Source organism: Saccharopolyspora rectivirgula DSM 43747, assembly GCF_000497205.1.
In the GTDB taxonomy this organism is placed as follows: Bacteria; Actinomycetota; Actinomycetes; order Mycobacteriales; family Pseudonocardiaceae; genus Saccharopolyspora; species Saccharopolyspora rectivirgula.
The window spans coordinates 1-26,812 of the sequence record NZ_AYJW01000054.1 but is presented as its reverse complement, the minus strand read 5'-3'; the positions used below and the strand labels follow the sequence as shown (position 1 = coordinate 26,812).

Genomic DNA, 26,812 nt, shown 5'->3' with positions numbered 1-26,812 from the left:
AGCTGAAGAACACCATCAACACGATGGTCGACCAGCTCTCCGCGTTCGCCGACGAAGTGACCCGGGTGGCGCGGGAGGTGGGCACCGAGGGCAAGCTCGGCGGACAAGCCGAAGTCGCCGACGTCTCCGGCACCTGGCGGAAGTTGACCGAGAGCGTCAACCAGCTGGCGAGCAACCTGACCACTCAAGTCCGCGCCATCGCTCGGGTGGCGACCGCGGTCACCCGCGGGGACCTCACCCAGCAGATCACCGTCGAAGCTTCCGGGGAGGTCGCCGAGCTCAAGGACAACATCAACGCGATGATCCTGACCTTGGCCGAGACCACCAAGGCCAACCAGGAGCAGGACTGGCTGAAGACGAACCTGGCCCGGATGTCGGCGCTCATGCAAGGGCAGCAGGACCTCAACACGCTGGCGCAGATCATCATGAACGAGCTGGTGCCGCTGGTATCGGCCCAACACGGCGCCTTCTTCCTGCGCCGGCCGCACCACGACACCGCCACCTTCGACCAGATCGCCGGCTACGCGTGCCCGGTGGATCCGGAGCGACCGCGGAGCTTCCGGCTCGGCGAATCCTTGGTGGGCCAGGCCGCGCTGGACGGCAAGATCATCCGGGTTTCCCAGGCCCCGGAGGACTACTTGCGCATCTCCTCCGGACTGGGGGAGCGCGGACCGGCTGACGTCGTGGTGCTGCCGATCTCGTTCGAAGAGGAAGTGCTCGGCGTCCTCGAACTGGCTTCCCTGCACGAGTTCACCTCGGTGCACCTCGACCTGCTGACCCAGCTGCGGGAGGCGATCGGGGTGAACGTCAACAGCATCATGGTGAACTCGCGCACCGAGGAGCTGCTCACCGAGTCCCAACACCTGGCCCGGGAGCTGCAGGCCCGGTCCGAACAACTGCAGCAGCAGCAGGAGGAACTGCAGCGGTCCAACACCGAGCTGGAGGAGAAGGCGGCTCTGCTGGCCAGTCGCAACCGGGACATCGAGATGAAGAACCTGGAGATCGAGCAAGCCCGGCAGGAGCTGGAGGAGCGGGCCCGCCAGCTCTCGCAGGCCTCGGCGTACAAGTCGGAGTTCCTCGCCAACATGTCGCACGAGTTGCGCACTCCGCTCAACAGCGTGCTGCTGCTGGCCAAGCTGCTGGCCGACAACCTGGAGGGGAACCTCACCGCCCAGCAGGTCGATCTGGCCAAGACCATCCACGAAGCCGGGACCGACTTGCTGCAACTGATCAACGACGTCCTCGATTTGTCCAAAGTGGAAGCAGGGCAGATGCAGGTGCTCATGGAGGACGTCGAACTCGAAGATCTGGCCCACCACGTGGAGGCGCTGTACCGGCCGCAAGCCGACGAGAAGGGCCTGGAATTCGAGGTGACCGTCTCCCCTTCGGTCCCCCCGGTCATCCACACCGACCCCGGCAGGGTCGAACAGATCCTGCGGAACCTGCTGTCCAACGCGATCAAGTTCACCGAGCAGGGAAGCGTGAAACTGCGGATCCGACTGGCCCAGATCAGCGAAGTGGAGCGGTCGGACCTGCGCCAGGCCGGGCAGATCGTGGCCTTCTCCGTGCAGGACACCGGCATCGGTGTTCCCGAGGACAAGCGCCGCCTCATCTTCGAGGCGTTCCAACAGGTCGACGGCCGCACGGTGCGCAAGTACGGCGGAACCGGCCTCGGCCTGTCGATCAGCCGGGAACTCACCCACCTCCTGGGCGGGGAACTGAAGCTCAAGAGCGAACCGGGCCGGGGAAGCACCTTCACCCTCTACCTGCCGGCCTCGCCGACACCCGCCACCGCGCAAAGCGCCACCCCGGCGCGGGGCCTCCCGGAGCAGCGCGGCTACTACCCGACCGACGCCGAAACCAGCTTCGACGTCTCCGCAGAAGGCATCGACCCGCCGATGCAGCTCTCCGAGCTCGACTACTCCCAGCGGCAGGAAGCCCCCGCGGAGAAGCCGCGCAGCCACCAGTTCAACGGCGAGAAGGTGCTCATCATCGACGACGACCCGCGCAGCGTCCAGGCCCTGGCGACGGGGCTGGAGAAGCACGGGCTCCAGGTGGTGCGCGCCGACAACGCGGTGGCCGGGCTCACCGCCCTGCGCCAGCACAGCGACATCGTGCTCGTGCTGATGGACGTGATGATGCCCGACATGGACGGCAACGCCGCCATCCAGACCATTCGGGAGATCCCCCGCTACCGGGACCTGGTCATCTTCGCGGTCACCGCCAAAGCGATGAAAGGCGACCGGGAGCACAGCCTCGCCGCAGGGGCGAGCGAATACGTCACGAAACCGGTCGACATCGAAAAGCTGCTCGACCTGATGGCCCAGCACCTGCCGGCCAGCACCGGGCAGCAGGAGACGGAATGATCGTCATCCGTCGCGGCCGTCGCCGTCCTCGTCCGTGGTCGGCAGCTGGTCGAGCTCTTCCCACATCTTCTGCGCCCACGCCAGATCGCGTGCGAAAGTGGCGTCGTAGCGGTCCATCCCGTGCTGTTCAGCCAAGACGATTTCCCAACATTACGGTAAAAAACCTGCGTGCACTATAGTTCGCCGTCCAGTTCCGGAAGTTGCTCCTGAGGCCGGGGCGACCGAAGTGACTGCAGTGGCGAAGATGCGTTCGCAATCACACAGAACTTCCCCGACGAAGTTCTGCTGTGGGCGAAGCGGAAAGCGGAATGCCTCCCCGCACCCCGGTGTTGAGCTGGCACACACCCTTCCCGGAGGCCAAAATGGCGGACTCACTGCAATCACCGGGCGGATTCGGAGCGCTGGACGCCTACTCGCAGATCGTGGCATCCGTGGCAGCGACGATCACCCCGAGCGTGGCGAGCGTGCAAACCGCGGGAGAGCGGTGGCAGGCAGCCGGCTCCGCCGTGGTGTTCACCCCAGATGGATACCTGCTCACCAATGCGCACGTGCTCGGCCCGGCCCGGCAGGGCGCGCTCCAGTTCAGCAACGGAACCAGCAGCAGTTTCACCGTGGCCGGCACCGACCCGCTCTCCGACCTCGCGGTCCTGCGCGCGGCCGGAGGAGCACCGCCCCCGGTGACCCCCGGCAACAGCGACCAATTGGTGGTCGGTCAGCTCGTGGTGGCCGTCGGCAACCCCCTCGGGCTGGCCGGATCGGTCACCGCGGGCGTGGTCAGCGGGTTGGGCAGATCCCTGCCGGTGCGTTCCGGCAACACCGCCCGCATCGTCGAAGACGTCATCCAGACCGATGCCGCCCTCAACCCGGGCAACTCCGGTGGGGCTCTGGTGGACGCCCAAGGACTGGTGATCGGGGTCAACACCGCGGTCGCCGGGGTGGGGCTGGGGTTGGCGATCCCGATCAACAGCACCACCCGTCGAATCATCGATTCACTGATCAACCAGGGCAGGGTCCGGCGGGCCTACCTGGGGCTGGTCACCACACCGGCACCGCTGCCGGCCGAACTGGCCGCCCGGGTCGGGCGCAGCACCGGCTTGCGGGTCGCGGACGTGGTGCCGGGCAGCCCCGCCCACCGCGCTGGACTGCACCCGGGTGACCTGGTGCTCACCGCGGACCGGCAGCCGGTGCACGACGCGCAAGGACTGCAGCGGCTGATGTTCGCCGAAGCGATCGGTCGCCCCCTGCAGATCACGGTGTTCCGCAACGGGGCCCTGGTGGACGTCATCGCCGAACCGGAGGAACTGCTGGACTCCCCCTCCTGACCACGACTGAGAAGGGGCCTGAGCAGGTGGTTTCCGCTCGACGTGCGCCTGCCCGCCGCCCCGCTACCGTCGAGGTCGATGTCTGCTGACAGTACCTGCGCCGTCGGGAAGCGGCCAGCAGGTCGGAGAGCGGTCACCGGCGCTGCCGCGGTGGTGCTGGTCGCCGCCGGTGCGCTGCTGTGGTCGAAATGGGCGCCGTACACCGCGAAGGTCTTCGACCTCAGCGGCAATCGCGCCTGGACAGGTGGGGAAGTCCTCCGCAGCGGAGGGGTGGCCGCTGGTGATCCACCCAGCCTGGCGGCGGCCGTCTCGTTCGCCACCGACTACGCGCAGGCGGTGTGGAAAGCGCTGCTGGCGGCACTGGTGATCAGCGCTGCCCTGCACGCCTGGTTGCCCGAGCGCTGGGCGGCCCGCGTGCTGAACCGGCGCCGCCCGGTACCGGAGGCGATCGCAGGTGGCCTGCTCAGCACACCGTCGATGATGTGCACGTGCTGCTCGGCGCCGGTCGCGGTGACGTTGCGGCGCAGCGGTGCTTCGCTGGCGGCTGCCGGGGCCTACTGGCTGGGCAATCCGCTGCTCAACCCCGCCGTCCTGATCTTCCTCCACCTGGTCGCGCCGTGGCAGTGGACGCTGACCCGACTGCTGGTGGGCGCGGCGCTGGTGGTCTCCGGTGGGGTGCTGGCGCACCGGTTGGGCGGGAACGACCGCCCCCGGCCGCGCCCGGTCGAACGCCGAGGCGGTGGTTTCGGGGCTGCGGTTCGGCGGTTCGGCCGCCAGCTGCTGCGGCTGGTGCTCACCCTGGTTCCGGAGTACCTGCTGGTCGTGATGTTGCTGGGTGCTTTCCGCGGCTGGCTGTTGGCAGGGGTGGAGGCCCTGCCGCAGGGAGCGCTGGCGGTCGGGGTGGCCGCCGTCATCGGCACCGCGCTCGTGCTCCCCACCGCAGCGGAGATCCCGGTCCTGCAGGCCCTGGCTTTGGCCGGGGCGTCTCCAGCGCTCATCGGAGCCCTGCTGGTCACCCTGCCCGCGGTCAGCCTCCCCGGGATGGTGGTGGTGGCCCGCAGCTTCGGCCCCCGGGCCACCGCTGTCCTCGCGCTCACCACGGTCGTCGGGGGTGTGGTCGCCGGCGGTGTGCTCGCGGTGCTGTAGCGGGAACGAAGCCGGTGATCGGTGCTGGGGTTGCCGACGGAGATCGAGCGGGAAGTCGTGCTCGACTTCCCGCCGCCCCGATGGTGCTGTTCGAGCGGCCTGAACGCGTGTGCGCTCCGCGCTCGGGGCGTGGCCGAACCGCAGCACCCGGTGCGGGGCAGAAGAGGACGGATGAGCACTACCGCGTCCGGTGCCCGCTGGAAGGGAGCGGGAGCACGATCTCCGCGGAGATCGCCTGATCGTCCACGTGCGCAAGGTCGTCGCGCGCCCGGTGTTCCACGCCACAGGAGTTGATCACTCGTTTGCGGCTTCAAAGCGTTCTGCCGCACTGGTAAGCAGGTGGTGAACCACCCCCCGCACGGCCATGGAATCAGCGCGCAGAAGGGAAAACGCTGGTGTTCTGGAGATGGTGCGGTGTTCGAAAAAGATCGCGCCGCCGGAGGTGCCAGGAGGACGAACCCCTGCTCAAGCCCGTGGAATCCGCACCCCGCAACGGGAATTCCGCACCATCTGATGTGGAATCCCGGACAGCGGCGAGCGCCTCCAGATCCAACTTCTACCCCGACACGTGGGACCTCTTCGATCTCGCCGCAGGTATTTCCCGAATCGAACTGCAGTGCCACCGGGAAACTTGGAGATCACTCGTGGACGGGGTGAAGAAGAGCAAGAAGAGCGATGGCGAGGAGAAGAGCATCCTGCCTGGGGAGGACGACGATTCGGTCAAGGCGGAGGACGACATGATCACGGTCCAGCTGTCCGGGATCGACCTCATGTCCATTTTGCGCATCACGGCGAGCGACCGCATCGTTGAGAGCTTCGACCCCGGAGAGCCAGCTGCGCTGGCCATCGCTTTCCGGTTGCGCAAGGAAATCGTCAAGATCTTGGGGAGGATCGCCCCGCAGGACGAGGTCCACCAGGGACAGGGGGAAAAGCTTCCGGCCATAGTCCTCGACGACAAAATCGCCCGGTGAAACCACCTGCTCCCGGCTCGCTTGGCGATCACTCGGCCTGATTGAGCGGAAAACCGCTTTCGGATCGATGTGGGGAGTGCTGACCACGAGGTGGTGATCGTGGAACGCCTCCGCTGCCCCCGGTCCAGCCCGTGCGGCAGGAAGATCGCGCGCTCGGCCGCACCGACCCTTCCTGCCGGAGGCAGGTTCGTGAGAACGCGTTGCTGGAACCGGCGCCGGGGTCTCGGCGGCGCATTGCCGACGAGCTCCGCCAGCGGCCCGCGGCAGAGCTCGGGCGGGGCGGGAGCGGATTATGCTTGATGTGTGACTGAGCCGAGGTGGTTGTCCGATGAGCAGCAGTGCGCTTGGCGCAAGTTCGCCGCGCTGTTGAACGTGGTCCCGGCCGCGCTGGACTCGCAGCTGCAACGAGACGCCGGTCTGACCCACTTCGGCTACTGGGTGCTGGCGATGCTGTCCGAAGCTCCCGGCCACGCGTTGCGGATGAGCGACCTGGCCGCGCACTCGAACGCTTCCCCGTCGCGGGTTTCGCACGTCGTTTCCCGGCTGGAGAAGCAAGGCTGGGTCCGTCGGCGGCAGGCCGCCAACGACGGTCGGGGGCAGATAGCCGAACTCAGCGAAGCGGGCTGGCAGAAAGTCGTCGAGACCGCTCCCGGGCACGTCGAGCGGGTCCGCTCACTGATCTTCGACGGGCTGACCGAGGAGCAGGTCCGGCAGCTGGACGAGTTGTGCTCGGCGATGCTCGAGCGCATCGACCCGGAGGGCAAGCTCTACACCGTGCCGCCGTCCGCGGACGCGGCGGCGCAGCAACGCCAGCCGGCCGCGCGGTGAGCGGTGCCGAACCGGCGGAGCCCCCGCTCCGCGTTCGCCGCTGACCTGCCGCCGCGCCCTACGAGCTCCCCACCGGCCGGGCAACACCGCTACGCGCTTTCCCGCCGATCCTCCTCCTGCTGGGAGAACTGGGTGCGGTAGAGCTCGGCGTAGAGCCCGTTGCGGGCCAGCAGCTCGGTGTGGGTGCCCTCCTCGACGATCCGACCGTCGGACACCACCAGGATCCGGTCCGCCTGTCGAATGGTGGCCAGCCGGTGCGCGATGACCAGCGCGGTCCTCCCGGCCAGAGCGGTGTGCAGCGCCCGCTGGATCGCCGCCTCGGATTCGGAGTCCAGGTGCGCGGTGGCCTCGTCCAAGACCACGATCGGTGGCGCCTTCAGCAGCAGCCGCGCTATGGCCAGGCGCTGCTTCTCGCCCCCGGACAGCCGGTAGCCGCGGTCGCCGACCACGGTGTCCAGCCCGTCCGGCAAGGAGTCGAGCAGATCCCCGAGCTGGGCGGTGCGCAAGGCCTCGAGCAGTTCCTCGTCGCTGGCGCCCGGGCGGGCGAACAGCAGGTTCTCCCGGATGGTGTCGTGGAACAGGTGAGCTTCTTGCGTCACCACGCCGACGGTGGCGTACAGCGAGGAGAGCTGGACGTCCCTGACGTCGACGCCGTCGATGCGCACCGCACCGGAATCGACGTCGTACAACCGGCCGGCCAGGTGCGTGATGGTGGTCTTGCCGGCACCGGACGGGCCGACCAGGGCCACCGTTTGACCGGCTGCCGCGTGGAAGCTGATGTCGGTCAGCACCGGGTGCGCCGGTGAGCTGTCCGGCCGGGACACCGACTCCAGGGAAGCCAGGGAGACCTCTTCGGAAGCCGGGTAGCTGAACGACACCGAATCGAACTCGATGTCGGCGGCCCCGGGCGGCAGCGGTTTGGCATCCGGTTTCTCCCGGACCATCGGCACCAGATCCAGCACCTCGAACACCCGGTCGAAGCTGACCAGCGCGGTCATGATGTCCACGTGCACGTTCGACAGGGCCGTCAGCGGGCCGTACAACCGGTTCAGCAGGGTGGCCATCGCCACCAAGGTGCCCAGCTGCAGCACGCCGTTGACGGCGAGCGCGCCGCCGAGGCCGTAGACGACCGCGGTGGCCAGCGAGGCCAACAAGGTCAGGGCGACGAAGAACACCCGGCTGTACATGGCGGAGATCACGCCCATGTCCCGGACCCGGGCGGCCTTTCCGGAGAAGCGCTGGGACTCCTCGTCAGCGCGGCCGTACAGCTTGGTGAGCATAGCCCCGCCCACCGAGAACAGCTCGGTCATCAGCGAGCTCATCTCGGCGTCCACCTTCATCTGCTCGCGGGTGACCCGCTGCAGCCGTCGACCGATCCACCGCACCGGCAGCAGGAAGAGCGGCAGCAGCGCCAGCGCGATCAAGGTGATCTGCCAGGACAGGGTGAGCATCGTGGCGAGCACCAGCACCAGGCTGAGCACATTGGACACCACTGAGGAGAGGGTGCTGGTGAGCGCTCGCTGGGCACCGATCACGTCGTTGTTCAACCGGCTGACCAGGGCACCGGTCTGGGCGCGGACGAAGAAGGCGATCGGCATCCGCTGGACGTGGTCGAACACCTCCGAGCGCAAGTCGTAGATCAGGCCTTCTCCCAGGCGGGCTGAGTACCAGCGCTGCACCAGGGAGAACACCGCTTCCAACAAGGCGACCAAGGCCACCGCGCCGGCCAGGACGATGATCAGGGTGAGGTTCTGCGGCAGGATGCCGTTGTCGATGATGGCTTTGAACAGCAGCGGGTTGACGATGCCGATCACCGCGGATGCCGCTACCGCCAGCAGGAAGGGAATGATGTCCCGCGCGTAGGGTCGGGCGTAGCGGAAGATCCGGCGGGCCAGGCCGGGAGACAGCCGCTGCCGGGTCACCGAACTGTCGCGGGTGAAGGAGCGCATCGTCTCCCAGCTCATACTCATCGCACTGCATCCATTCCGCCGGGGGATTCGGTCACCTCAATTGCAGGACTTCGGGTTAGGTCGAAGTCAACGCTTCGGGCGAGCCGGCGATTCCCGAGCTCGCCCTGCGACCGCCCGGCCGAGCGGCCGCAGGTGCCGCGGGAGCAGACGCGGGGTGCCGGCCGGGCGGCACCTGGCGTCCACCCGCCCGGCGGGGCGGCCCGCGCACCGGTTCCCCCGGGAGGCCGTCGACGGGTCTCGGCTACGCCTCGGCACCCACGTAGTGGAACTCCCACACGCCGTCCCCGCGCTGCCTGCGGCGCTCGTACACCAGCTGCGGGGGAACCGCCTGCGCGTTGGGCACCGTTGCTGGGAAAGTGATGCGCGGGATCGGCTTTCCGGACGCGTTGACAGCGACCGTGATCTCCTTGCCGTCTGCCGGGCCGCCGCACAGCCGGCCCCGGACCTGCTCCATACTCGGCTCCCTTCTCGCCAGCTGACACCGGTCCGACTTCCCGGGAGCGCAGCTCGTTCCCCGGTTCACTTGATCGGATGGAATTGAACCGGTGGTCGCAACGTGGCGAGAGGGGTACCGCAGGATTTGGAGCTTCACCCAGCGGCCACCACCACGTGCAGGTTGCGCGGCCCGTGCACGCCCTCGACGCGGTCGAGCTCGATGTCGCTGGTGGCGGAAGGTCCGCTGATGAAGGTCAGCGGACGGCGCGGATCGAGCCGGGCCATTCCGGCCGGTACGTCGTCCACGATCTGCTCCTCCCGGACCACGCACACGTGCACGTCCGGGACCAGGGTGACCGCCCGCTTGCCCTGCCCCGGGCCGTGGTCGAGCACGATCGTCCCGGTCGCGGCGATCGCCACCGCAGCGGTGGTGACCACCGCGTCGGTCTGCTCGTCGAGGCTGTCGACAGTGGCCGTGGAATCGTCGTGGACCTGTTCGAACTCCGCCGCCAAGCGCTCCCGCCAGGTCTCCGGGGCACCGGCCGGCAGCAGCACCTTCCGGGCGCCTGCGGCGCGCAGCGCTGCGACGAGTTGCTCGGGGACCTGCTCCGGCGCTGCTCGCCGGACCGTGGCCCGGTAGTCCGCGACGCGCTCGCAGAACAACTCGGTGATCCCGCTGCTGAACCGCTGCCGGAGGTAGTGGCGCGGAATGCGGTCGGCGGGCACCCGCTCGGTGCCGCGCAGCGCCGAACGGATCCGGCCCAGGATGACTTCCCGATCGCTCACGATGACTTGCCTCCCCGCGTCCGTTCCCACCACTGCCGGAATGACTCCTGCGGCGGTACCGGAGCGTCCCGCGCCCCGGTCCAGCGGGAGAGCGGCGGGGGCAGCTGCCCGATGGTGGACCTGGTGCCGAACAAGCGCCGACTGCTGGAGGCCAGCCGCTGCACCGCGCTCAGCCGGCGGGCGTCCCCCAACACCCAGCTGGCCACCCGCATCACCAGCCCCATGGCCTTCTCCGCGCCGCTGCGAGGTTGCTCGGCCACGCGCTCCCGCAGGTGCACCAGCAGATCGGGGATGTTGATCGCCACCGGACAGACCTCGTAGCAGGCCCCGCACAGCGAAGACGCGTAGGGCAACTGGCGGTCTACTTCGGATTCGACGCCGCGCAGCTGCGGGGTGAGCACCGCACCGATCGGTCCGGGGTAGACCGAACCGTAGGCGTGCCCACCGGTCCGCTCGTACACCGGGCACACGTTCAAGCAAGCGGAGCACCGGATGCACCGCAGCGCCTGGCGGCCGAGCTCATCGGCGAGCGCGTTGGTGCGTCCGTTGTCCAACAGCACCACGTGGAAGTTCTGCGGGCCGTCCCCGGCGGTGACCCCGGTCCAGGTCGAGGTGTACGGGTTCATCCGCTCACCGGTGCTGGAGCGGGGCAACAGCTGCAGGAAGACCTCCAGGTCCTGCCAACGGGGGATGATCTTCTCGATACCCACCACGCTGATCAGCGTTTCGGGCAGGGTCAAGCACATCCGGCCGTTGCCCTCGGACTCCACCACGACCAGCGAACCGGTTTCAGCGACCGCGAAGTTGGCCCCGGAGATCGCCACCTTGGCCCGCAAGAACTTCTCCCGCAGGTACCTGCGGGACGCCTCGGCGAGACGGGCCGGGTCATCGGTGAGGTCCTCCGGAGCCGGAGCGCCCACCTTGCCCATTTCGCGCTGGAAGATCTCGCGGATCTCCGATCGATTGCGGTGGATGGCGGGCACCAGGATGTGACTGGGGAAGTCGTGGCCGAGCTGCACGATCAACTCGGCCAGGTCGGTTTCCCAGGCGGCTACACCGGCGTTCTCCAGCGCCTCGTTGAGCCGGATCTCCTGGGTGGCCATCGACTTGACCTTGACCACCTCGGTTTCCCCGGTCTGCCGAACCAGGTCGACCACGATGCGGTTCGCCTCCGCGGCGTCCGCCGCCCAGTGGACGACACCACCGGCTTCGGTCACCGCCGCCTCGAACTGCTCCAGGTACGTGTCGAGGTGCGACAGCGTGTGCGCTTTGATCGCCGCGCCGGCCTCCCGCAGCTGGTGCCAGTCGGAGAGCTCGTCGACGACCGCCTGCCGCTTGCCGCGGATGGTGCCGGTGGCGTTGGCCAAGTTGTTCCTGAGCTGGGCATTGGCCAGCGCGCTCTTCGCCGCCTCCGGGAAAGCTGGCATTCCCAAGTAGGTGCTGGTCACTGCTGCGCTCCTTCCGTGGCCGCCAGGATTTCCGCCAAGTGCAGCACCCGCATCCCGCTGCGCTGCCGGGAGAGCAGGCCGCCGATGTGCATCAGGCACGAGCTGTCGGCCGAGCACAGCACTTCAGCGCCGGTTTCCTGCGCGTGCCTGGCCTTGTCGCTGCCCATCGCCACCGACACGTCCGGGTTCTTCAGCGAGAAGGTGCCGCCGAAGCCGCAGCACTGGCTGGCCTCCGGCAGCGGCACCAGCTCCAGCCCCCGCACCGAGCGCAGCAGCTTCTCCGGGCGGTCCCCGACCTGCAGCAGGCGGCTGGAGTGGCAGCTGGGGTGGTAGGTCACCCGGTGCGGGAAGTAGGCCCCGGTGTCGGTCACCCCCAGCACGTCCACCAGGAACTCGGAGAGCTCGTACACCCGGGGTGCGATCTCCTCGACCTGTTCGGTGAGTTCCCGGTCACCGGAGGCGACCATGGCGTGCTGGTGCCGGACCGAGCCGACGCAGGAACCGGAAGGGGCCACCACCGCCTCGTACCCGGCGAACGCGGTGACGAACGAGCGCACCGCGGACCGGGCCTGTTTTCGATAACCGGTGTTGGTGTGCATCTGCCCGCAGCAGGTCTGCGCCAGCGGGAATTCCACGGTGCAGCCGAGCCGCTCCAGGAGGCGCACCGTCGCCTTGGCCGCTTCCGGGAACAGCGTGTCCGACAGGCAAGTGGCGAACAACGCGACCCGCATGCCGCACTCCTCCTTCCGCCGGGCCTGGCCCGGACCGCGATGCATCGGTGTCGATCACCAAGCACCGTACGCCTCCCCCGCGAGTGCGGCCCGTCACGCTGCCCTCGCGCTGGACGGCACGGGCGGCGGAGTTCCGGAGGTTTCAGCAGGTCACTGCGAGAGCGCCCCGGTCCGCGGGTTGGGGGTCACCCGCAACTCGGCCTCGATCCGGGCGACCGTTTCCAGCAGGTGCGGCAGCAGCTTCCCCCGGGCCTCTTCCGGGCTGGTGCGGCTGGCGTGAGTGGAGATGTTGGCCGCCGCCACCACCTTGCCGGTCCGGTCCCTGATCGGTGCGGCGATCGACCGCAGGCCGACTTCCAGCTCCTGGTCGACCAGCGCCCAGCCCTGTTCCCGGATCGCCGCCAGCTCCTGCTGCAGCTCCTCGGGCTTGGTCGTGGTGTGCGGCCCGAGGGGGCGCAGCCGCACCCGCTGCAGGTAGCGCTGCAGCTCCTCCGGGGACATGTGGGCGAGCAGCACCTTGCCCATGGAAGTGGCGTAGGCCGGGAACCGGGTGCCGATGTTGATGGACACGGTCATGATCCGGGAGGTGGGCACGCGGGCGACGTAGACGATGTCCGTGCCGTCCAGCACCGACACCGACGCCGATTCGTGCACTTCGGACACCAGGCGCTCCAGGTAGGGCTGGGCGATCTCCGGCAGCGACACGCTGGAGAGGTAGGCGAAGCCGAGTTCGAGCACCCGCGGAGTGAGCGCGAAGACCCGCCCGTCGGTCCAGACGTACCCCAGGTGCACGAGGGTGTGCAGGAAGCGGCGCGCCGCAGCCCGGGACATGCCGGTCTCCCGAGCGACCTCGGACAGCGTCATCTCCGGGTGGGACTCGTTGAACGCGCGGATCACCATGAGCCCGCGCGCCAGCGACTGCACGTACTCGCCGCCAGGGCTGGACGCGGGCTCCATGGTGGTCACCTCATCTGCTTTCAGCCGGACTGCTCTTGCTCAAGAATCGTATTCGCGATGGCGAAAGCGCGGTTGGCGCGGGGCACCCCGGCGTAGATGGCCACGTGCATCAGCACCTCCCGGATGTGCTCGGGCGGCACACCGTTGCGCCGAGCGGCGCGCACGTGCATCGCGAATTCCTCCTCGCAGCCCTGCGCGGCGAGAATGGCCAAGGTGAGCATGCTGCGCGTTTGGCGGCTCACCCCCTCCGAGGACCAGACCTCGCCCCAGGCGTACCGGGTGATGAAGTCCTGGAAGAGCTCGGTGAACCTGGTCGTCCGCTCGATGGCCCGGTCGACGTGCTCGTCGCCGAGGACCTCTCGCCGGACCGCCATGCCCTGCGCGTGGCGGGTCCTGTCGTCGACACCGTCCGGCATTACCTGCTCCTCGTGAAGTGCTCCAGCAGCAGCCGGTTCACCGCGTCCGACTGCTCGACGTTGGCCAGGTGCGACGCGGGCGACAGCACCTCCACCCGCGCCCCGGGCACGGCTTCGGCGATCCGCTCGGCGTGCGGGGGCGGGGTCGCCGGGTCCTCCTTCCCGGCGATCACCAGCGTCGGCGCGGTGACCTCGGGCAGCTTCGGCAGCAACTCCATCCCGGCGATCGCCTCGCAGCACGAGGCGTAGCCCTCGTCGTCGCACTTCCGCAGCGCCTCGCTGAACTTGGCGATGACGTCGGCCCGGGCGGACCGGAAACCGGGGGTGAACCACCTCTCCATGGTCGACTCCACCAGTGCCCGGGTGCCGTTCTCGCGGACCAGGGCGGCGCGCTCCCGCCACATCGACTCCGGCCCCAGGTCGGCCGACGTGCAGAGCAACGCCAGCCGGCCGATGCGCTCCGGAGCGTGCTCGGCCAACCACATCCCCGTCATGCCGCCCAACGACACCCCGGCGAAGTGCGCTTTGGCGATCGACAGGTGGTCCAGCAGCGCGATGACATCACCACCGAGGTCGGCGAGGCTGTACGGGCCGGGCTTGGCCGGCGTTCCGCCGTGCCCGCGCTGGTCGTAGCGCAGCACGCGGAACCGCTCGGCCAGCGGCGCGAGCTGCTCGTCCCACAGGGACAGGTCGGTGCCCAGGGAATTGGACAGCACGACGACGGGGGCGTCGGCTGGCCCTGTCAATTCGTAGTTGATGTTCACCTGGCCTCCATTCCGGCGTGAGCGTTCAGGGCGCGGTCGATGAAGTCGTCGGTCGAACCGAGGTAGTCCGCCGGTTCGGTGGCCGCCAGTATCCTTTCTTCGCTGAGCACCGCCCGCACCCGTGTATCACCCAGCAATTCCTCCCGCAGCGAGGTCTGGTGCTGGAGGGCCTGGCGGCACAGCCGGCCGACCAGTTCTTGGGCGGCGCTGCGCCCGAGCTGCTCGGCGAGCTCGGCCGCGACTCTTTCAGCCATGATCAAACCACGGGTCAGCTCGACGTTAGCGGCCATCTCCTCGGTGCGCACCCGCAGCCCCGAAAGCAGGTGGCGGGTTCGGTGCGCTGCCGACGCCACCAAGCGCAGCAGCTCGACGAGGGGCTCCCACTCCGCCTGCCAAGGGCCGGCGGCGCGTTCGTGCTCCTGCGGCATGCTGGCCAGCAAGGTGGCCACCAAGCCCGGGACCCGCTGCGCTGCTGCGCTCACCAGCACCGCGGAGACCGGGTTCTGCTTGTGCGGCATGGCCGAAGAACCTCCCGGTTTGTCCTCGGCCAGCTCGGCGACCTCGGTCTGGCTGTGCAGCTTGACGTCCAGAGCGATCTTGCCGAGCACCCCGGACGCGGTACCGAGAGCCCCGGCGAGCCCGGCGATGCGGGTGCGGTCGGTGTGCCACGGCAGCACCGGTTCGGCCAATCCGAGCTCAGCGGCCAGGAGCCGGATGACCTGGCTGCCGGCCGCGCCCAGGGAGGACAGGTTGCCCGCGGGCCCGCCGAACTGCACCGCGAGCCGTTCGTCGCGGACGCGTTCCAGCTCACCGATGGCCTCGTCGAGGGCGATCAACCAGTTGGCGCAGCGCAGGCCGAACGTCGTGGGCAGGGCTTGCTGCAGCAGGGAACGCCCGATCAGCACCGTGCGGCGGTGCTGATCGGCCAGCCGGGCGCACTCCTCGGCAGCGCCGCGCAGGTCGGCCACGATCAGCTCCAGCGCCCTGCGGCTGATCAGCATCGCCGCGGTGTCGATCACGTCCTGGCTGGTGGCGCCGCGGTGGACGTGGGGTTTCGCCGGCTCGGCGACCTGCTCGGCCAGATCCCGCACCAGCGCGATGACCGGGGTGGCCGAACTGGCCGCCCGTTGGGCGATGGAGTCCGCGTCGAACAGCTCTGCCCGGCAGCAGCGGCCGATTTCCTCGGCGGCCTCCCGGGGAATGATCCCGGCGCTGGCTTGTGCAGTGGCCAAGGCCCTCTCGAAGTCCAGCATGGCCTGCAGCCAGGCCCGCCCCCCGGTGCACTCGGTCGCTTCCGGGGTGCTGAACAACGGAGTGAAGAAGCCCTCGGCGCTGGTGGTCAATTCGCCCCCCACTGGGTTGAACTCGCTGGCGGCTCAGCCGCCAGCGCTGCCCGGTCCGTCACACGGCGAAGAACACGGTTTCTCCATCCCCCTGCAGGCGGATGTCGAACCGGTAGCCCCGCTCGCTTCCTTCCGCGACGAGGGTGCGCCGCCGTTCCGGGTCTACTGCGGACAGAACCGGATCGGTGTCGTTCGCTTCCTCGTCCGGGAAGTAGATTCGGGTCACCACTCGGTCCAGCATGCCCCGGGCCAGCACGGTGACGTTGATGTGCGGGGCTTCCTGGCCACCATCGGGCGTCGGCAGCGGGCCTGGTTTGACCGTCCGGAACCAGAACTTGCCTTCCGGGTCGGTGGGGCAGCGGCCGAAGCCCTGCCAGCCGGACTTCTCCGGTCGGGGATCGTCGGGGTGGTCGAACCGGCCCTGGGAGTCGGCCTGCCAGATCTCGAGCAGCCCGTCCGGAACGGGATCTCCGTTCCCGTCCAACAGCTGACCGTGCAGCACGAACGCACCCGGGGTGCCTTCGGGGACCAGTTCCGGACCGTCCTCCCAAACTATCCCGCCCGGCATGGCGAAGAACGGTCCCACGGTTTGCGAAGGGGTGATGCCCCGCGGGGCGGTGGAGGAAGCCATCAGTTGCCCTCCTCTTCCTCGAAGGGGGTGGCCTGCGGACCGCGCAACACGATGTCGAACTTGAAGCTCAGCGCCCACTCCGGGACGGTCGTGTCGAGGTCGAACCGGGAGATCATGCGCTCCCGGGCTTTGGGGTCGCGAACCGAGTTGAAGATCGGGTCCTGGTGGAACAGCGGGTCCCCGGGGAAGTACATCTGGGTGATCAGGCGCTGGGTGAACGCCCGGCCGAACAACGAGAAGTGGATGTGCGCCGGACGCCAGGCGTTGTCGTGGTTCCGCCACGGGTAGGCGCCGGGCTTGATGGTGATGAACTTGTAGTTGCCCTCGGAGTCGGTCATGCACCGGCCGGTGCCGGAGAAGTTCGGGTCCAACGGGGCGGGATGGCGGTCGCCGGAGTGCAAGTACCGACCGGCCGCGTTGGCCTGCCAGATCTCCACCAAGGTGTTCGGGACCGGTTTCCCGTTCTCGTCCAACACTTTGCCGCTGACGATGATCCGCTCACCGAGCGGCTCACCGTCGTGCTGAGCGGTCAGATCGTTGTCGTTCTCCCCGACGCGGTCGTGGCCCAGCAGCGGACCGGTCACTTCGGTCAAGTAGTGCGGCAGGTACTGCAGCGGTTTCTTGGGGTGTCGGAGGGAAGAGGACCGGTACTCCGGGGTGTCCAATGCCGGGTTGGAGCTGTCATCGCGGCGGTAGGAGGGCAGCAGAAGCCCCGATTTGGTTTGTTGCATGGTCATTCAGCGGCTCCCGTGTCGAGGGTGTGTCCAGGCCGGCCAAGGTGGACACTGCCGGCCTGGACCCAAAGGGTGGAGCTCCTGCGGTGCAGGTCTCCAGCACGCATCTCCGGCAGATGGAAAACCGCAGTTCAGCAGCTTGCCAACAGGGGCTGCGGCTGGCGGAGTACGCCCCGAGGAGCACGTCTCCTCCAGCGCCCGGTGTCGTTCATTCCGCGCTGATGGTGGCTTTCAGCTCTCGCAGGATGCTCAGTTCGGTTTCCGTCGGGGGCTGCTGGTGGCCCAAGGATTCGGATACCTTCAGCGGCCACCCGGCGTTTTCCCGGGCTTGTTCCACGGTCGCTCCCGGGGCCAGTTCGGTCAACGTCAGTTCCCGGGTTTCCGGATCCGGGCGCAGGATGCCGAGGTCGGTGATGACCTTGACCGGCCCGCGCCCGCGGAGCCCGTGCTTCTCCCGGTCGCCCTTGCCGGTGCCGTACCCCACGGAGGTCACGAAGTCGAGCTTCTCCACGAAATTGCGCTGGCTCAACCGCATGACGATCAGGACTTCCTTGCAGGAAGCGGCGATCTCCGGGGCGCCACCGGCGCCGGGCAGTCGTACCTTGGGGTTGTTGTAATCGCTGCCGATGACGGTGGTGTTGATGTTGCCGAATCGGTCCACCTGGGCGCCGCCGAGGAAACCGATGTCGATCCGGCCCGGCTGCAGCCAGTAGTTGAAGATTTCCGGAACGCTGACCACCGAATCAGCGGTTTCGGCCAGCACGCCGTCGCCAATGGACAGCGGCAGGGGGTCGGGTTTGGCCCCGATGGTGCCCGACTCGTAGATCAGCACCAGGCCTGGGGCGTGGGTGCGCCGGGCGAGGTTGGCCGCTGTGCTGGGCAGCCCGATGCCCACGAAGCACTTGGCCCCGTCGGGCAGGGAACGGGCTGCTGCCACGGTCATCATTTCATCGGAAGTGAACTCGGCGGTCATCACGCATCGCTCCGGGTCTTGCCGAAAATTTCGGTGTTCAGCCACTCTTCGAACAGCTCGCGCGAGCGGCTGATGGCGTCCCACTTCTGGTAGAAGGCGTTGTCCCGCTCGTAGTAGCCCATGGCGTAGGACGGGTGCGCTCCGCGCGGAACCTCGGCCACCGCGGTCACCACCCATTCCGGCAGCACCACAGCGCCGGGCCGCGGTTCGAGCTCGTCGACGATCTCCTCGACGGTGACCAGAGACCGCGCGGAGGCCAGCACCGTCTCCTTCTGGACGCCGGTGATGCCCCACAACTGGACGTTCCCGTTCCGGTCGGCCTGCTGGGCGTGGATGATGCCGACGTCCGGGTTCAGCGCCGGCACCGCGGCCAGCCGCTCGCCGGTGAAGGGGCATTCGATCGTCTTGATCGTCTTGGTGTGGTTCGGCAGGTCGCTGCCGATGTAGCCGCGGAGCACCGCGAAGGGCAATCCGGCAGCGCCGGCGGCGTACCGGTTGGCCATGCCCGCGTGGCTGTGCTCTTCGACTTCCAGCGGGACCGGGTACGAGTTCTGGAAGGCGTCGCGGAACCGGTGGAGCGAACCGACCCCCGGGTTGCCGGCCCAGGAGAAGATCAGCTTGCTCGCGCAGCCGGCACCGATGAGCTGGTCGTAGACGATGTCCGGGGTCATCCGCACCAGAGTCAGGTCGCGCCGGCCCTGGCGGATGATCTCGTGCCCAGCTGCCACTGGGATCAGGTGCGTGAACCCTTCGAGGGCGACGGTGTCGCCGTCGTGTACGAGCTCCGCGATCGCTTCTTCGAGTGTGAGGACGCGTGCCACCCCGATCAACTCCGGTGTGCGCATAGTGAACGAATGTGCTTATTGCGAACGATAGGGAAGAGGTGTGGACGAGTCAAGACCATCGATCAAGGCGCGCGGTGTTCTCCGGCGCAGCGCGCGACGGCGTTCCCGGCGGGGCGGAAGGGCAATGCGTCACCCGCTCAGGTGTGTTGCGGTGCCGGGCGGGAGGGTGGAGGCGCACCGCGGCGAGCCGGAGGTGCAGCGGGTCAGTTCACGCACGGGACGCCCTCGGTGCTGATCTCCGGGGGCGGGGCGGGGTGGGAGGGCGACCGGCCCGGTGAGGGGGGAGCGGGTCGTTCCAGGGGCTCGTCCGTCACCGGGGCCACCTGCTGCGCAGGTCCTTCGCCGGCAGTGCCCGCGTAGTGGCGGACGGTGGACCGCAGCGCGGTTTCGTCGATCAGCACCACGTCCCCGTCCTCGTCCGTCCGCGCCGTTCCCGCGATCGGTGCCGTGCTGAACCGCACCGAGGTCGACATCTCGCGCATGCGCCCGGCGAAGGAGAGCAGATCCCAGTCCTCGTCCAGCACGACGCTGCGGCGCACCGAGCTGGTCAACTCGCGCAGCTTGGCCGGGTTGGTCAGCACTCCGCTGGAGGTGACCGCCTGGGCGAAGCCGGCCAAGAAGGCCTGTTGCCGGATCATCCGGTCCAGGTCACCGCGCGGGAGCCCGTGGCGCTGGCGGACGAAAGCCAGGGCGTCGGCGCCGGAGATCCGCTGCGGGCCGGCGCGGAAGTCCGCTCCCGAGTAGGGGTCTTGCACCGGGGAGTTCAAGCACACCGGGACGCCTCCGACCTCCTCGGTGAGCTGGGCGAAACCGAGCATGTTGATCTCGGCGTAGTGGTCGATCTGGACCTGGGCCAGTCTTTCGACGGTGCGGACCAGCAGCTCGCGACCGGCTTCTGCGCTGCGCTCCTCGAGGACGTCCGGGTCCGACGCGCCCTGCGCGGCCAGCTGTTCCGCGGCCTGCTGCTTTCCCCTGCTGTAAGCGGAATTGAGCTTGTGCTGGCCGTGTCCGGGAATGGTGACGTGGGAATCCCGGGGGAAGGAGATCCCGATCGCTTCGGACCCGTTGTTGGCCAGGTGCAACAGGATGATCGTGTCGGTGAGCGCGGCGTCGCTCTCCCCGGTGTGCAGTTCGGCGCTCACCTCGTCCGGCAACGGGTTCCCCTGCGCGTCGGTCCTGCTGTCCACGCCGACCAGCAGGATGTCCATCGAGCCGTCGGAGCTGGAGCCGAGCCCGATCTCGCTGGTGGCCACTCCGCTGAGCAGGTGGCGGTAGTTGAGCCACCCGTACCCGGTCACCACGAGCACGGTGAAGGACAGCACCACCGCCACGGACCGCGCCAGCAGCTGGCCGCGGCTCGCTTCGTGGTGGTTGTCCGCCGCTTCCCGGTGGTCGTCTTGCTGCCGCACCGCACCTCCGCGCATGACGGTTTGGCCGGGTGTGGGTCAAGCATGGCACTCGCCGGTCCGGTGGGCATGTTGATTGCCGCTGGCCAGATGCCCGCAAGGGGCAGGTGTCCACAAAAGACCACCGAGCGCGGCGGATCACCGGTCGAGTTCGGCAATCGCAGCAGGCAACTGGCCGATGTCGTCAAGCACCCGATAGGCGGTTCGTAGAACCTCTTGGGGTGGTGGGAAATGCGGGTTCGGCACCGCGAACACGGTGGTGCCCGCAGCAACCGCTGCTTTGATGCCATTGCTGGAATCCTCGACCGCGACGCCGTGCCGCGGGTCGATGCCGAGTCCTTCGGCTGCGTCGAGGTAGACGTCGGGAGCGGGTTTGCCGACGCCCACCTGCTCGCTGGACACGGTGTAGCGCACCGCGTCCAGCAAGTCGGTCACTTCCAGGAAGGCCTGGATGATCCGGGGTGGTGCGGAGCTGGCGATCGCGGTGGGGTAGCGGGCGGCTATTGCGCGGGCCGCCTGCACGCCGCCGGGGAGCAGCGGGGGTTGTTCGGCGTACAGCTTCGCCATCTGGTCGATGACCCGCTCGGCGACTTGCTGCGGTGTCAGCGGAACGCCCAGTTCGTCGACCAGGTAGCGGGACCACTCCGGAGTGCTCATGCCGAGCATCGCTTCGCTGGCTCCGTCCTTCCAGTCGCCGCCGGTTTCCGCCACGACTTGTTTGCGGATCCGGTCCCACAGCTGTTCGGAGTCGGCCAGCACGCCGTCCAAGTCGAAGATCACCCCTGCTGGTTCCACGGGGCGAGCATAGGTTTTCCCGGGTTAGGCCGCTGGGTGCACTGCTCAGCGCACACGATCAATTTAATTCATTGTTTCAGTATTGACTAAAATTAATCCGGTTCAACCGCGGAACACCGACCGGGGAAGAACCCTCAAGAAGCCCGAAGGGCCTCGGGCAACCGGAAAGATTCGAACAGCCGGAGGTCAAAGAACGCCACCACGTGCTCGACCGCCGGCCCGCGCAGCTCCAGCACCTGCAGCTGGAAAGGGTGGAAGCCACCTCCGGCACCGCGCAGGTACACCGCGAACGCGCGTTGCCCGTTGGCGCTGGTGGGGAGCAGGCGCATGTCACCTGGGCCCGCCGGGCACTGCAGGTCCACCAAGCGGCTGATCCGAGAAGCTCCGCGCACCCAGTTGAGGAACGGCGGCATCTCCCACACGGCGTCGGAGGTGAACAACTCCTGCAGGGCCGCGACGTCCTTGGCCTCGAAGGCCTCGACGTATCGGTCGAGCAGTTGGCGCTGCTGCACCGAGAGAGCGGCCGGGGCGATCCCCGGGGGCGAGGTGGCTCGGCGCACCTGCGTCCGCGCCCGCTGCAGCATGCTGTTCACCGCCGCGGTCGAGACGCCGACCGCTTCGGCGACTTCGCTGGCCTTCCAGCTCAGCACGTCCCGCAGGATCAGCACGGCGCGCTGCCGCGGGGAGAGGTGCTGCAGCGCCACGATGAACGCCAACCGGGTGCTCTCCCGCAGCTCGACCACCGCGCCCGGATCGGTGCCGGGATCCCCGTCCACGGTGTCCGGGAGCGGTTCCAACCACGGGATTTCCGGGCGCTCCACGAGCGCATCCCCCGGATCGCAACTGGAGCCCAGCCCGGAGGGCAGCGGCCGGCGATTCCGGTTCTGCAGTGCGCTCAGGCACGCAGTGGTGGCGATCCGGTGCAGCCAAGTGCGCAGCGACGAGCGGCCTTCGAACTTGTCGAAGGCGCGCCAGGCCCGCAGGTAGGTCTCCTGGACCGTGTCCTCGGCGTCGTGCACCGAACCCAGCATGCGGTAGCAGTGGACGAGCAGCTCGCGGCGGAAGGGTGCGGTGAGCTGACCGAACTCCTCGGTGACCGAAGCGGACATGCTGGTTTCGCCCTCCCGGCTGCTCCTGTGTGCCTGCGACCGCTGCTGAACCCGTCGGGCGGCGGAAGCGGAGGGGACCGAAGTCCAACCGCAGGTGGTGTTGCCCGGGGCGACATCGACCGGCGCAACCCGCTGTGCGAGAGCTCGTCAAGGCCTGCGCCGCGCTCTGGTGCGCCCGGGTCTGGTCTTCCCGTTCCGCGGTGCTTCGAAAACCTCCGGTGCGCCGTTCGCACGAGCTGGACCGGTGCTGCGCGCACCGGTGCCACGAAGTGGACCGACCGGTCGGTATAGGGTAGGGCGTTGCCTGCGAACAGAGCTTCGAGACAAGATCTGCTCTGCCTGACATCGGCAGGGCATGTCGACCGCGCCGGGGCACCTCCCGGCCGCAGACGTGTTGCCGCAGCTGGCGGGCGTACCTGCGCTCGTGCCGGGCCGAACCTCGGAGCAGCGCGGTACTGCCGCCGGGGCTCGGCGTTGTGATTCCGGGCCGGCCGTCGCCGGCCAGATGGAAGCGGATGTACTCCATGTCAGACATCGCGGTCCTGTTGAACACCGCCACCACCATTGTCGGGGTGGTCGTGCTGATCCTGCGGATGAAGATCAGCCCGGCCATCGCCCTCGTCGGAGGTGCCCTCTACCTCGGTCTGAGCTCGGGCCTGGGGCCGGAGGGAACCGTGGAGAGCATCACCACCGGTTTCGGCGAGCTGATGACGGACGTCGGGCTGCTGATCGCGTTCGGCGTGCTGCTCGGTTCGCTGATGACCTCCCTCGGGGCCATTGAGAAGCTGGTCAACGCGCTGGTCGGCACGTTCGGGCCGAGAGCGCTGCCCTACGTGTTCGGCAGCACGGTCGGGACCGCGCTGCAATCGATCTTCGCCGACGCGCTGCTGGTGATCACCGCGCCGCTGGCCAGCCGGCTGTCCCGGCAGATCGGCCCGCACGGCGTGGCCCGGATGTGCGCGGTCATGGCGTTGAGCATCGAAGTCGGCATGGTCTTCGTGCTGCCCGGGGTGGGAGCCGTCGCGCTGGCCGGCGTGGTCGATGTGCCGTTCGGCAAGATGTTCCTGCTGGGATCGATCACCGCTGTCTTCACCATCGTGGTGACACTGGCCCTGTTCACCGCCCTGGCCAAGCGGGGGTTGTGGAACCCGGAACTGGACGAGCGGGACGAACCGCTGTCCGTGGAGGACACCGAGGACCGCGGTGACCTGCCGCCGCTGAAGCTGTCCTTGGCTCCGCTCGCTGTTTCATTAGGACTGATAGCTTGCGGTGCGGTGGGCGAAATGTTCGGCGCGACCTCGCCCGCGTTGGAATTGCTCGGCGATCCGGTCATCGCTTTGCTGATCGGCTTGGTCGGGGCACTGGTGCTGACCAGGTGGAAGCTGTCGACCGAGAAGGCCCAGCAGGCGCTTCAGAACGGTTTCCGGGAGAGCGGGCAGATCCTGGTGCTGACCGGGGTCGGAGGATCCCTGGCGGAAACGGTGAAAGCGGTGGGGCTGGGAGAAGTCCTCAAAGGATATTTCTCCTCCAGCACGGTCCTCCCGCTGCTGTTGGTGTGGGTGGTGGCCGCTGTGCTGCACATGGCGGTCGGCTCGGTCGTGCTGGCCTCGATCACCGCGGCCGGTGTGCTCGGCCCGGTGATGCCGTCCCTCGGCATCGACCCGGTGTTCGTCGCGCTGGCGGCGGGAGCCGGATCGCTGTTCATCATCCACGCGACGAGCAACACCTTCTGGCTGCTGCAGACCCTGCTGCCGCAGACGACCCGGGGAGCGCTGAAATCGGTGACCCTGACGGTCTCGCTCGCCTCGGTGATAGCGATGGTGCCGATCCAGCTCATGGCGTGGATCTTCTGAAACCGAGGTCGAAGTTCACCGCATCTCCGCCAGCACGTCGCGCAAGGTCGCGGTGACCGCGTCCGGGTTGTCGGTCTTCATCAGGTGACCGGACTGCGGGATCTCGTGGTAGCGGGCGTGCGGCACCGCCTCCAGCAGGATGTCCGCCGCTTTGCGCGGGCACAGTTGGTCCTGGTCCGCTCCGATGACGGCCACCGGGCAGCTGATCGTCCCGAGGTGCGGCGTGAGCGGGGACTCGCGCAGCGCCACCAGTGCTTCGGCGGCGTTGGCGTAGCCGCGGCCGTCCCCGACCGCCTCCTGGCGCTGGCGGACGAGGTCGTCCAAGTCGGTTGGCTCGCGCACGAGCGAGGACCGGGTGTCCGCGCGCAGGGCTGCGGCCACCTCCTCCGGTCCTCCGGACAGCAGCTGTTCGGCCCGCTCGGCGAAGAAGGACGCGGCCGCCCGCCCCACGACGGAGGAGGTGGCCATCGCCACCGCGCCCCGCACGAGTTCGGAACCGCTGGCCGCCGCGGAGAGCACCACGGTGCCTCCCAAGGAGAAGCCCACGCACACCGCCGGGCCGCTGACTTCGTCGAGGAAGGCCAGCAGGTCGTCGCGCAGCTGTTCCAGCTTGCCGTCGGCCTCGCCCAGCGTGGTCGCTCCGTGCCCCCGCAGGTCGTAGGCGAAGGTCCGGTAGTCGGGCAGTTCTCGCTGCTGGCGTTGCCAGCTGCGGTGGTCCTCGGCGAGCCCGTGCACGAAGACCACCGCCGGGCCGCTGCCGGAGCAGGTGTAGTGGACCTCGATGTCGCGCAGTGGAACGGTGGGCAAGGTGATCAACTCCTCGATGTGGTCGGCCGCGGCTGCGCCGCGGCGGGAGGGGCTCGAAATCGGAGAGGGCGGTGCGGTGTGTCCGAGTTCGACCACCACCGGGGCGACGCCCTTCCGGGGCCGGCTCGGCGAACCGGCTGCTCGCGGTGCGGTATCACTGCCCGAAACCGAGCTCCGCCGTGGCCGCCGCGTTGTCGGGTTCGGTGCGCACGGAGAACTTCCCGTCCGGGCCGCCGGCGATCAGCACCGGGTCTCCGGCGAACACCGGCCGCCGGAACCGGTAGTCGACCGACGTCACCGGCTGCGGCGCGTGCTGCCGGGCCAGTTCGGTCATCAGCAGCACCAGCAGGGGACCGTGCACCACCAGGTCGGGGTAGTGCTCGACCTGCTGGCAGTAGGCCAGGTCGTAGTGGATGCGGTGGGAATTGGCGGTCAGCGCGCTGAACCGGAACAGCCGCACGGGATCTCCGGTGAACCGCTGCTGCCACGGGGCGTCGGAGCGGGGGTGGTGAGCGGATCGGTCCCCGAAGTCCCGCGGGGAGCCATCGCCGCTGCGGTAGACGTGGTCCTGCTCCTCGGTCAGGCACAGCTGCCCGTGCTGCCGGTACTCGCTGCGCACCGTGACGAACGCCAGCTCGCCGGTGCGTCCCTGCTTGACGCTGGTCCTCAGCAGCGCGCTGGTGCGTTCGGCGGGCACGCCGAGCTGCAGCGGTCGATCGACGAGCAGTCGGCCGCCGGCGAACATCCGACGCCGGTCCGGGATCGGCGGCAGGAAGTGCTCGCTGGCCGGGTGCCCGTCAGCGCCGAGGGCGCTGTGGTCCGGCCACTGGTGGAAGTACACCCAGTGCCACAGGGGTGGTAGGGCGGTGAAATCGCGCAGTTCCGGCGGTGTCTCCAGCACTGCGGCGAGCGCTCGGGCCCGCTCCGGCAGCAGCTGGTCGGTGCTGCGCGCGGCTTCGGGGGCCCAGCCGGACAGGCAGGCTTCTAGGCTCGGCAACGGGGGCCTCCCTTCAGCTCGGTCGATTTTTGCTGCCTCCAAGGGAAAGGTCAATCCTGCTTAGGCGAAAAGACTGATCGCTTTTTCGGGCCGGCTGCCCTTATGGTCTATCCCGCACCCCGCTGTCCTCAGCACGACAGGAGCAGCACAGTGAGCACAGTGGACATTCTCCCGGAGGACGAGCGCCTGGTCGTGGCCACGGTGCGCGAATTCGTGGACGAGAAGGTCAAGCCGGTGGTCCGGGAACTGGAGCACGCCAACGCGTACCCGGAAGAGCTCATCAACATGATGAAGGAAATGGGCATCTTCGGCCTGGCGGTTCCGGAGGGCTACGGCGGCAACGAGGTGTCCACCCCGTGCTACGCGCTGGTCACCGAAGAACTGGCGCGCGGCTGGATGAGCCTGGCCGGGGCCATGGGAGGTCACACGGTGGTGGCCAAGCTGCTGCTGCACTTCGGCACCGAGGAACAGCGGAAGCGCTACCTGCCGAAGATGGCCACCGGGGAAATCCGGGCCACGATGGCGCTGACGGAACCCGGTGGGGGGTCCGATCTGCAGGCGATGAAGACGGTGGCCCGTCGAGACGGCGACGCCTACGTCGTCAACGGGGCCAAGACCTGGATCACCAACTCCCGCCGGTCGCAGCTGATCGCCCTGCTGTGCAAGACCGACCCCGACGCCCGGCCGGCGCACCGGGGGATCTCCGTCCTGCTGGTCGAGCACGGCCCCGGGCTCACCGTGTCCCGGGACCTGCCCAAGCTCGGCTACAAGGGGGTGGAGAGCTGCGAGCTCGTCTTCCAGGACTACCGGACACCGGTGAGCTCTCTGCTCGGCGCGACCGAGGGGAACGGGTTCGCGCAGATGATGAAAGGGCTGGAGACCGGGCGCATCCAGGTGGCTTCCCGGGCGCTGGGGGTCGGGCGGGCCGCGTTGGAAGACGCGTTGCGGTACGCGCAGGAGCGCGAGGCGTTCGGCAAGCCGATCTGGAAGCACCAGTCGATCGGGAACTACTTGGCGGACATGGCCACCAAGCTCACGGCCGCCCGCCAGTTGACTCTGCACGCCGCGCGCGAGTACGACGCGGGGCGCCGGGTGGACATGGAAGCCGGGATGGCGAAGCTGTTCGCGTCGGAGACCGCCATGGAGATCGCCCTCAACGCGGTGCGGATCCACGGCGGG

General features: G+C 68.6%; 25 protein-coding genes and 1 pseudogene. 7 read left to right on the top strand and 19 right to left on the bottom strand.

Annotated features, from left to right (window positions below; genetic code table 11):
• On the top strand, positions 1-2,366 hold a 2,366-nt coding region (locus SREC43747_RS0114530), incomplete at its 5' end, for an ATP-binding protein (protein ID WP_037332104.1).
• Positions 2,367-2,369: 3 nt separating this feature from the next.
• Here the strand turns inward: SREC43747_RS0114530 and SREC43747_RS22170 are convergent.
• Complete coding sequence (locus tag SREC43747_RS22170) at positions 2,370-2,501, bottom strand: hypothetical protein (RefSeq protein WP_269077845.1); 132 nt, start codon at positions 2,499-2,501, stop codon at positions 2,370-2,372.
• Positions 2,502-2,728: 227 nt separating this feature from the next.
• Between SREC43747_RS22170 and SREC43747_RS0114520 the strand changes: the two genes are divergently transcribed.
• The 4 genes from SREC43747_RS0114520 to SREC43747_RS0114500 all read left to right on the top strand — a co-directional run bounded on the left by SREC43747_RS0114520 (position 2,729) and on the right by SREC43747_RS0114500 (position 6,633).
• The gene (locus SREC43747_RS0114520; RefSeq protein ID WP_051388044.1) at positions 2,729-3,688 is read left to right on the top strand and encodes a S1C family serine protease; all 960 of its coding nucleotides are present in this window, start codon (positions 2,729-2,731) and stop codon (positions 3,686-3,688) included.
• A gap of 78 nt (positions 3,689-3,766) precedes the next feature.
• Entirely contained in the window at positions 3,767-4,834 is a 1,068-nt protein-coding gene (locus SREC43747_RS0114515) for a permease (RefSeq protein WP_029722012.1), read from the top strand.
• Between the two features lie 644 nt (positions 4,835-5,478).
• Entirely contained in the window at positions 5,479-5,805 is a 327-nt protein-coding gene (locus tag SREC43747_RS0114505; protein WP_029722011.1) for a hypothetical protein, read from the top strand.
• Positions 5,806-6,108: 303 nt separating this feature from the next.
• Positions 6,109-6,633: a MarR family winged helix-turn-helix transcriptional regulator gene (locus tag SREC43747_RS0114500; RefSeq protein ID WP_029722010.1), complete on the top strand. Its 525-nt coding sequence runs from the start codon at positions 6,109-6,111 to the stop codon at positions 6,631-6,633.
• Between the two features lie 89 nt (positions 6,634-6,722).
• Here the strand turns inward: SREC43747_RS0114500 and SREC43747_RS0114495 are convergent, their stop codons facing one another.
• The 16 genes and pseudogenes from SREC43747_RS0114495 to SREC43747_RS0114420 all read right to left on the bottom strand — a co-directional run.
• A complete protein-coding gene (locus SREC43747_RS0114495; protein ID WP_029722009.1) occupies positions 6,723-8,603 on the bottom strand; it encodes an ABC transporter ATP-binding protein in 1,881 nt (626 codons plus the stop codon).
• Positions 8,604-8,844: 241 nt separating this feature from the next.
• Positions 8,845-9,057, bottom strand: a complete 213-nt coding sequence (locus SREC43747_RS0114490; protein ID WP_029722008.1) for a DUF8847 domain-containing protein — start codon at positions 9,055-9,057, stop codon at positions 8,845-8,847.
• 134 nt (positions 9,058-9,191) lie between these two features.
• Entirely contained in the window at positions 9,192-9,824 is a 633-nt protein-coding gene (locus SREC43747_RS0114485; RefSeq protein WP_029722007.1) for a LutC/YkgG family protein, read from the bottom strand.
• Complete coding sequence (locus SREC43747_RS0114480) at positions 9,821-11,251, bottom strand: LutB/LldF family L-lactate oxidation iron-sulfur protein (protein WP_029722005.1); 1,431 nt, start codon at positions 11,249-11,251, stop codon at positions 9,821-9,823. The genes SREC43747_RS0114485 and SREC43747_RS0114480 overlap by 4 nt, the downstream gene beginning before the upstream one ends.
• Positions 11,252-11,268: 17 nt before the next feature.
• Positions 11,269-12,003, bottom strand: coding sequence for a (Fe-S)-binding protein (locus SREC43747_RS0114475; RefSeq protein ID WP_029722004.1), 735 nt, complete (start codon positions 12,001-12,003; stop codon positions 11,269-11,271).
• A gap of 150 nt (positions 12,004-12,153) precedes the next feature.
• Positions 12,154-12,960, bottom strand: a complete 807-nt coding sequence (locus tag SREC43747_RS0114470; RefSeq protein WP_029722003.1) for an IclR family transcriptional regulator — start codon at positions 12,958-12,960, stop codon at positions 12,154-12,156.
• 20 nt (positions 12,961-12,980) lie between these two features.
• Positions 12,981-13,376: a 4-carboxymuconolactone decarboxylase gene (gene pcaC / locus SREC43747_RS0114465; protein ID WP_029722002.1), complete on the bottom strand. Its 396-nt coding sequence runs from the start codon at positions 13,374-13,376 to the stop codon at positions 12,981-12,983.
• Positions 13,376-14,140, bottom strand: coding sequence for a 3-oxoadipate enol-lactonase (gene pcaD, locus SREC43747_RS0114460; RefSeq protein WP_029722001.1), 765 nt, complete (start codon positions 14,138-14,140; stop codon positions 13,376-13,378). Before pcaD ends, pcaC begins: the two co-directional genes overlap by 1 nt.
• Entirely contained in the window at positions 14,137-15,483 is a 1,347-nt protein-coding gene (pcaB, locus tag SREC43747_RS0114455; protein WP_029722000.1) for a 3-carboxy-cis,cis-muconate cycloisomerase, read from the bottom strand. Before pcaB ends, pcaD begins: the two co-directional genes overlap by 4 nt.
• A gap of 58 nt (positions 15,484-15,541) precedes the next feature.
• Complete coding sequence (pcaG, locus tag SREC43747_RS0114450) at positions 15,542-16,114, bottom strand: protocatechuate 3,4-dioxygenase subunit alpha (RefSeq protein WP_029721999.1); 573 nt, start codon at positions 16,112-16,114, stop codon at positions 15,542-15,544.
• Complete coding sequence (gene pcaH, locus SREC43747_RS0114445) at positions 16,114-16,851, bottom strand: protocatechuate 3,4-dioxygenase subunit beta (protein ID WP_029721998.1); 738 nt, start codon at positions 16,849-16,851, stop codon at positions 16,114-16,116. Before pcaH ends, pcaG begins: the two co-directional genes overlap by 1 nt.
• A gap of 205 nt (positions 16,852-17,056) precedes the next feature.
• Positions 17,057-17,821, bottom strand: coding sequence for a CoA-transferase subunit beta (locus SREC43747_RS0114440; RefSeq protein WP_029721997.1), 765 nt, complete (start codon positions 17,819-17,821; stop codon positions 17,057-17,059).
• Positions 17,821-18,642: a CoA transferase subunit A gene (locus SREC43747_RS0114435; RefSeq protein ID WP_029721996.1), complete on the bottom strand. Its 822-nt coding sequence runs from the start codon at positions 18,640-18,642 to the stop codon at positions 17,821-17,823. The genes SREC43747_RS0114440 and SREC43747_RS0114435 overlap by 1 nt, the downstream gene beginning before the upstream one ends.
• Positions 18,643-18,869: 227 nt before the next feature.
• Entirely contained in the window at positions 18,870-20,075 is a 1,206-nt protein-coding gene (locus SREC43747_RS0114430; RefSeq protein WP_051388043.1) for an LCP family protein, read from the bottom strand.
• A 135-nt stretch (positions 20,076-20,210) separates the two neighbouring features.
• Positions 20,211-20,867: an HAD family hydrolase gene (locus SREC43747_RS0114425; protein WP_029721994.1), complete on the bottom strand. Its 657-nt coding sequence runs from the start codon at positions 20,865-20,867 to the stop codon at positions 20,211-20,213.
• Between the two features lie 134 nt (positions 20,868-21,001).
• Positions 21,002-21,994: pseudogene (locus SREC43747_RS0114420) on the bottom strand (sigma-70 family RNA polymerase sigma factor); the annotation flags it as partial.
• Positions 21,995-22,500: 506 nt separating this feature from the next.
• On the opposite strand from SREC43747_RS0114420, the gene SREC43747_RS0114415 reads away from it, so the two are divergent.
• Positions 22,501-23,829, top strand: a complete 1,329-nt coding sequence (locus SREC43747_RS0114415; RefSeq protein ID WP_029721992.1) for a GntP family permease — start codon at positions 22,501-22,503, stop codon at positions 23,827-23,829.
• Positions 23,830-23,844: 15 nt separating this feature from the next.
• Here SREC43747_RS0114415 and SREC43747_RS0114410 read toward each other — a convergent pair whose 3' ends face one another.
• Positions 23,845-24,636 carry an alpha/beta fold hydrolase gene (locus SREC43747_RS0114410; protein ID WP_029721991.1) on the bottom strand — a complete coding sequence of 264 codons (792 nt, stop codon included), beginning with the start codon at positions 24,634-24,636 and terminating at the stop codon, positions 23,845-23,847.
• 154 nt (positions 24,637-24,790) lie between these two features.
• The gene (locus SREC43747_RS0114405; protein ID WP_029721990.1) at positions 24,791-25,633 is read right to left on the bottom strand and encodes an HTD2 family dehydratase; all 843 of its coding nucleotides are present in this window, start codon (positions 25,631-25,633) and stop codon (positions 24,791-24,793) included.
• A 159-nt stretch (positions 25,634-25,792) separates the two neighbouring features.
• Here SREC43747_RS0114405 and SREC43747_RS0114400 point away from each other — a divergent pair.
• The coding region (locus tag SREC43747_RS0114400; protein ID WP_029721989.1) for an acyl-CoA dehydrogenase family protein at positions 25,793-26,812 on the top strand (1,020 nt) is incomplete at its 3' end.

What these genes read in the sequence shown, in the direction of transcription:
- SREC43747_RS0114415 (WP_029721992.1), top strand. Translation starts at nt 22,501, where the DNA reads ATGTCAGACATCGCGGTCCTGTTGAACACCGCCACCACCATTGTCGGG.
- SREC43747_RS0114475 (WP_029722004.1), bottom strand. Translation starts at nt 12,003, where the DNA reads ATGCGGGTCGCGTTGTTCGCCACTTGCCTGTCGGACACGCTGTTCCCG.
- pcaG (WP_029721999.1), bottom strand. Translation starts at nt 16,114, where the DNA reads ATGGCTTCCTCCACCGCCCCGCGGGGCATCACCCCTTCGCAAACCGTG.
- SREC43747_RS0114480 (WP_029722005.1), bottom strand. Translation starts at nt 11,251, where the DNA reads ATGCCAGCTTTCCCGGAGGCGGCGAAGAGCGCGCTGGCCAATGCCCAG.
- SREC43747_RS0114515 (WP_029722012.1), top strand. Translation starts at nt 3,767, where the DNA reads ATGTCTGCTGACAGTACCTGCGCCGTCGGGAAGCGGCCAGCAGGTCGG.
- SREC43747_RS0114440 (WP_029721997.1), bottom strand. Translation starts at nt 17,821, where the DNA reads ATGACCGCCGAGTTCACTTCCGATGAAATGATGACCGTGGCAGCAGCC.
- SREC43747_RS0114520 (WP_051388044.1), top strand. Translation starts at nt 2,729, where the DNA reads ATGGCGGACTCACTGCAATCACCGGGCGGATTCGGAGCGCTGGACGCC.
- pcaH (WP_029721998.1), bottom strand. Translation starts at nt 16,851, where the DNA reads ATGACCATGCAACAAACCAAATCGGGGCTTCTGCTGCCCTCCTACCGC.
- SREC43747_RS0114495 (WP_029722009.1), bottom strand. Translation starts at nt 8,603, where the DNA reads ATGAGTATGAGCTGGGAGACGATGCGCTCCTTCACCCGCGACAGTTCG.
- SREC43747_RS0114470 (WP_029722003.1), bottom strand. Translation starts at nt 12,960, where the DNA reads ATGGAGCCCGCGTCCAGCCCTGGCGGCGAGTACGTGCAGTCGCTGGCG.
- SREC43747_RS0114490 (WP_029722008.1), bottom strand. Translation starts at nt 9,057, where the DNA reads ATGGAGCAGGTCCGGGGCCGGCTGTGCGGCGGCCCGGCAGACGGCAAG.
- pcaC (WP_029722002.1), bottom strand. Translation starts at nt 13,376, where the DNA reads ATGCCGGACGGTGTCGACGACAGGACCCGCCACGCGCAGGGCATGGCG.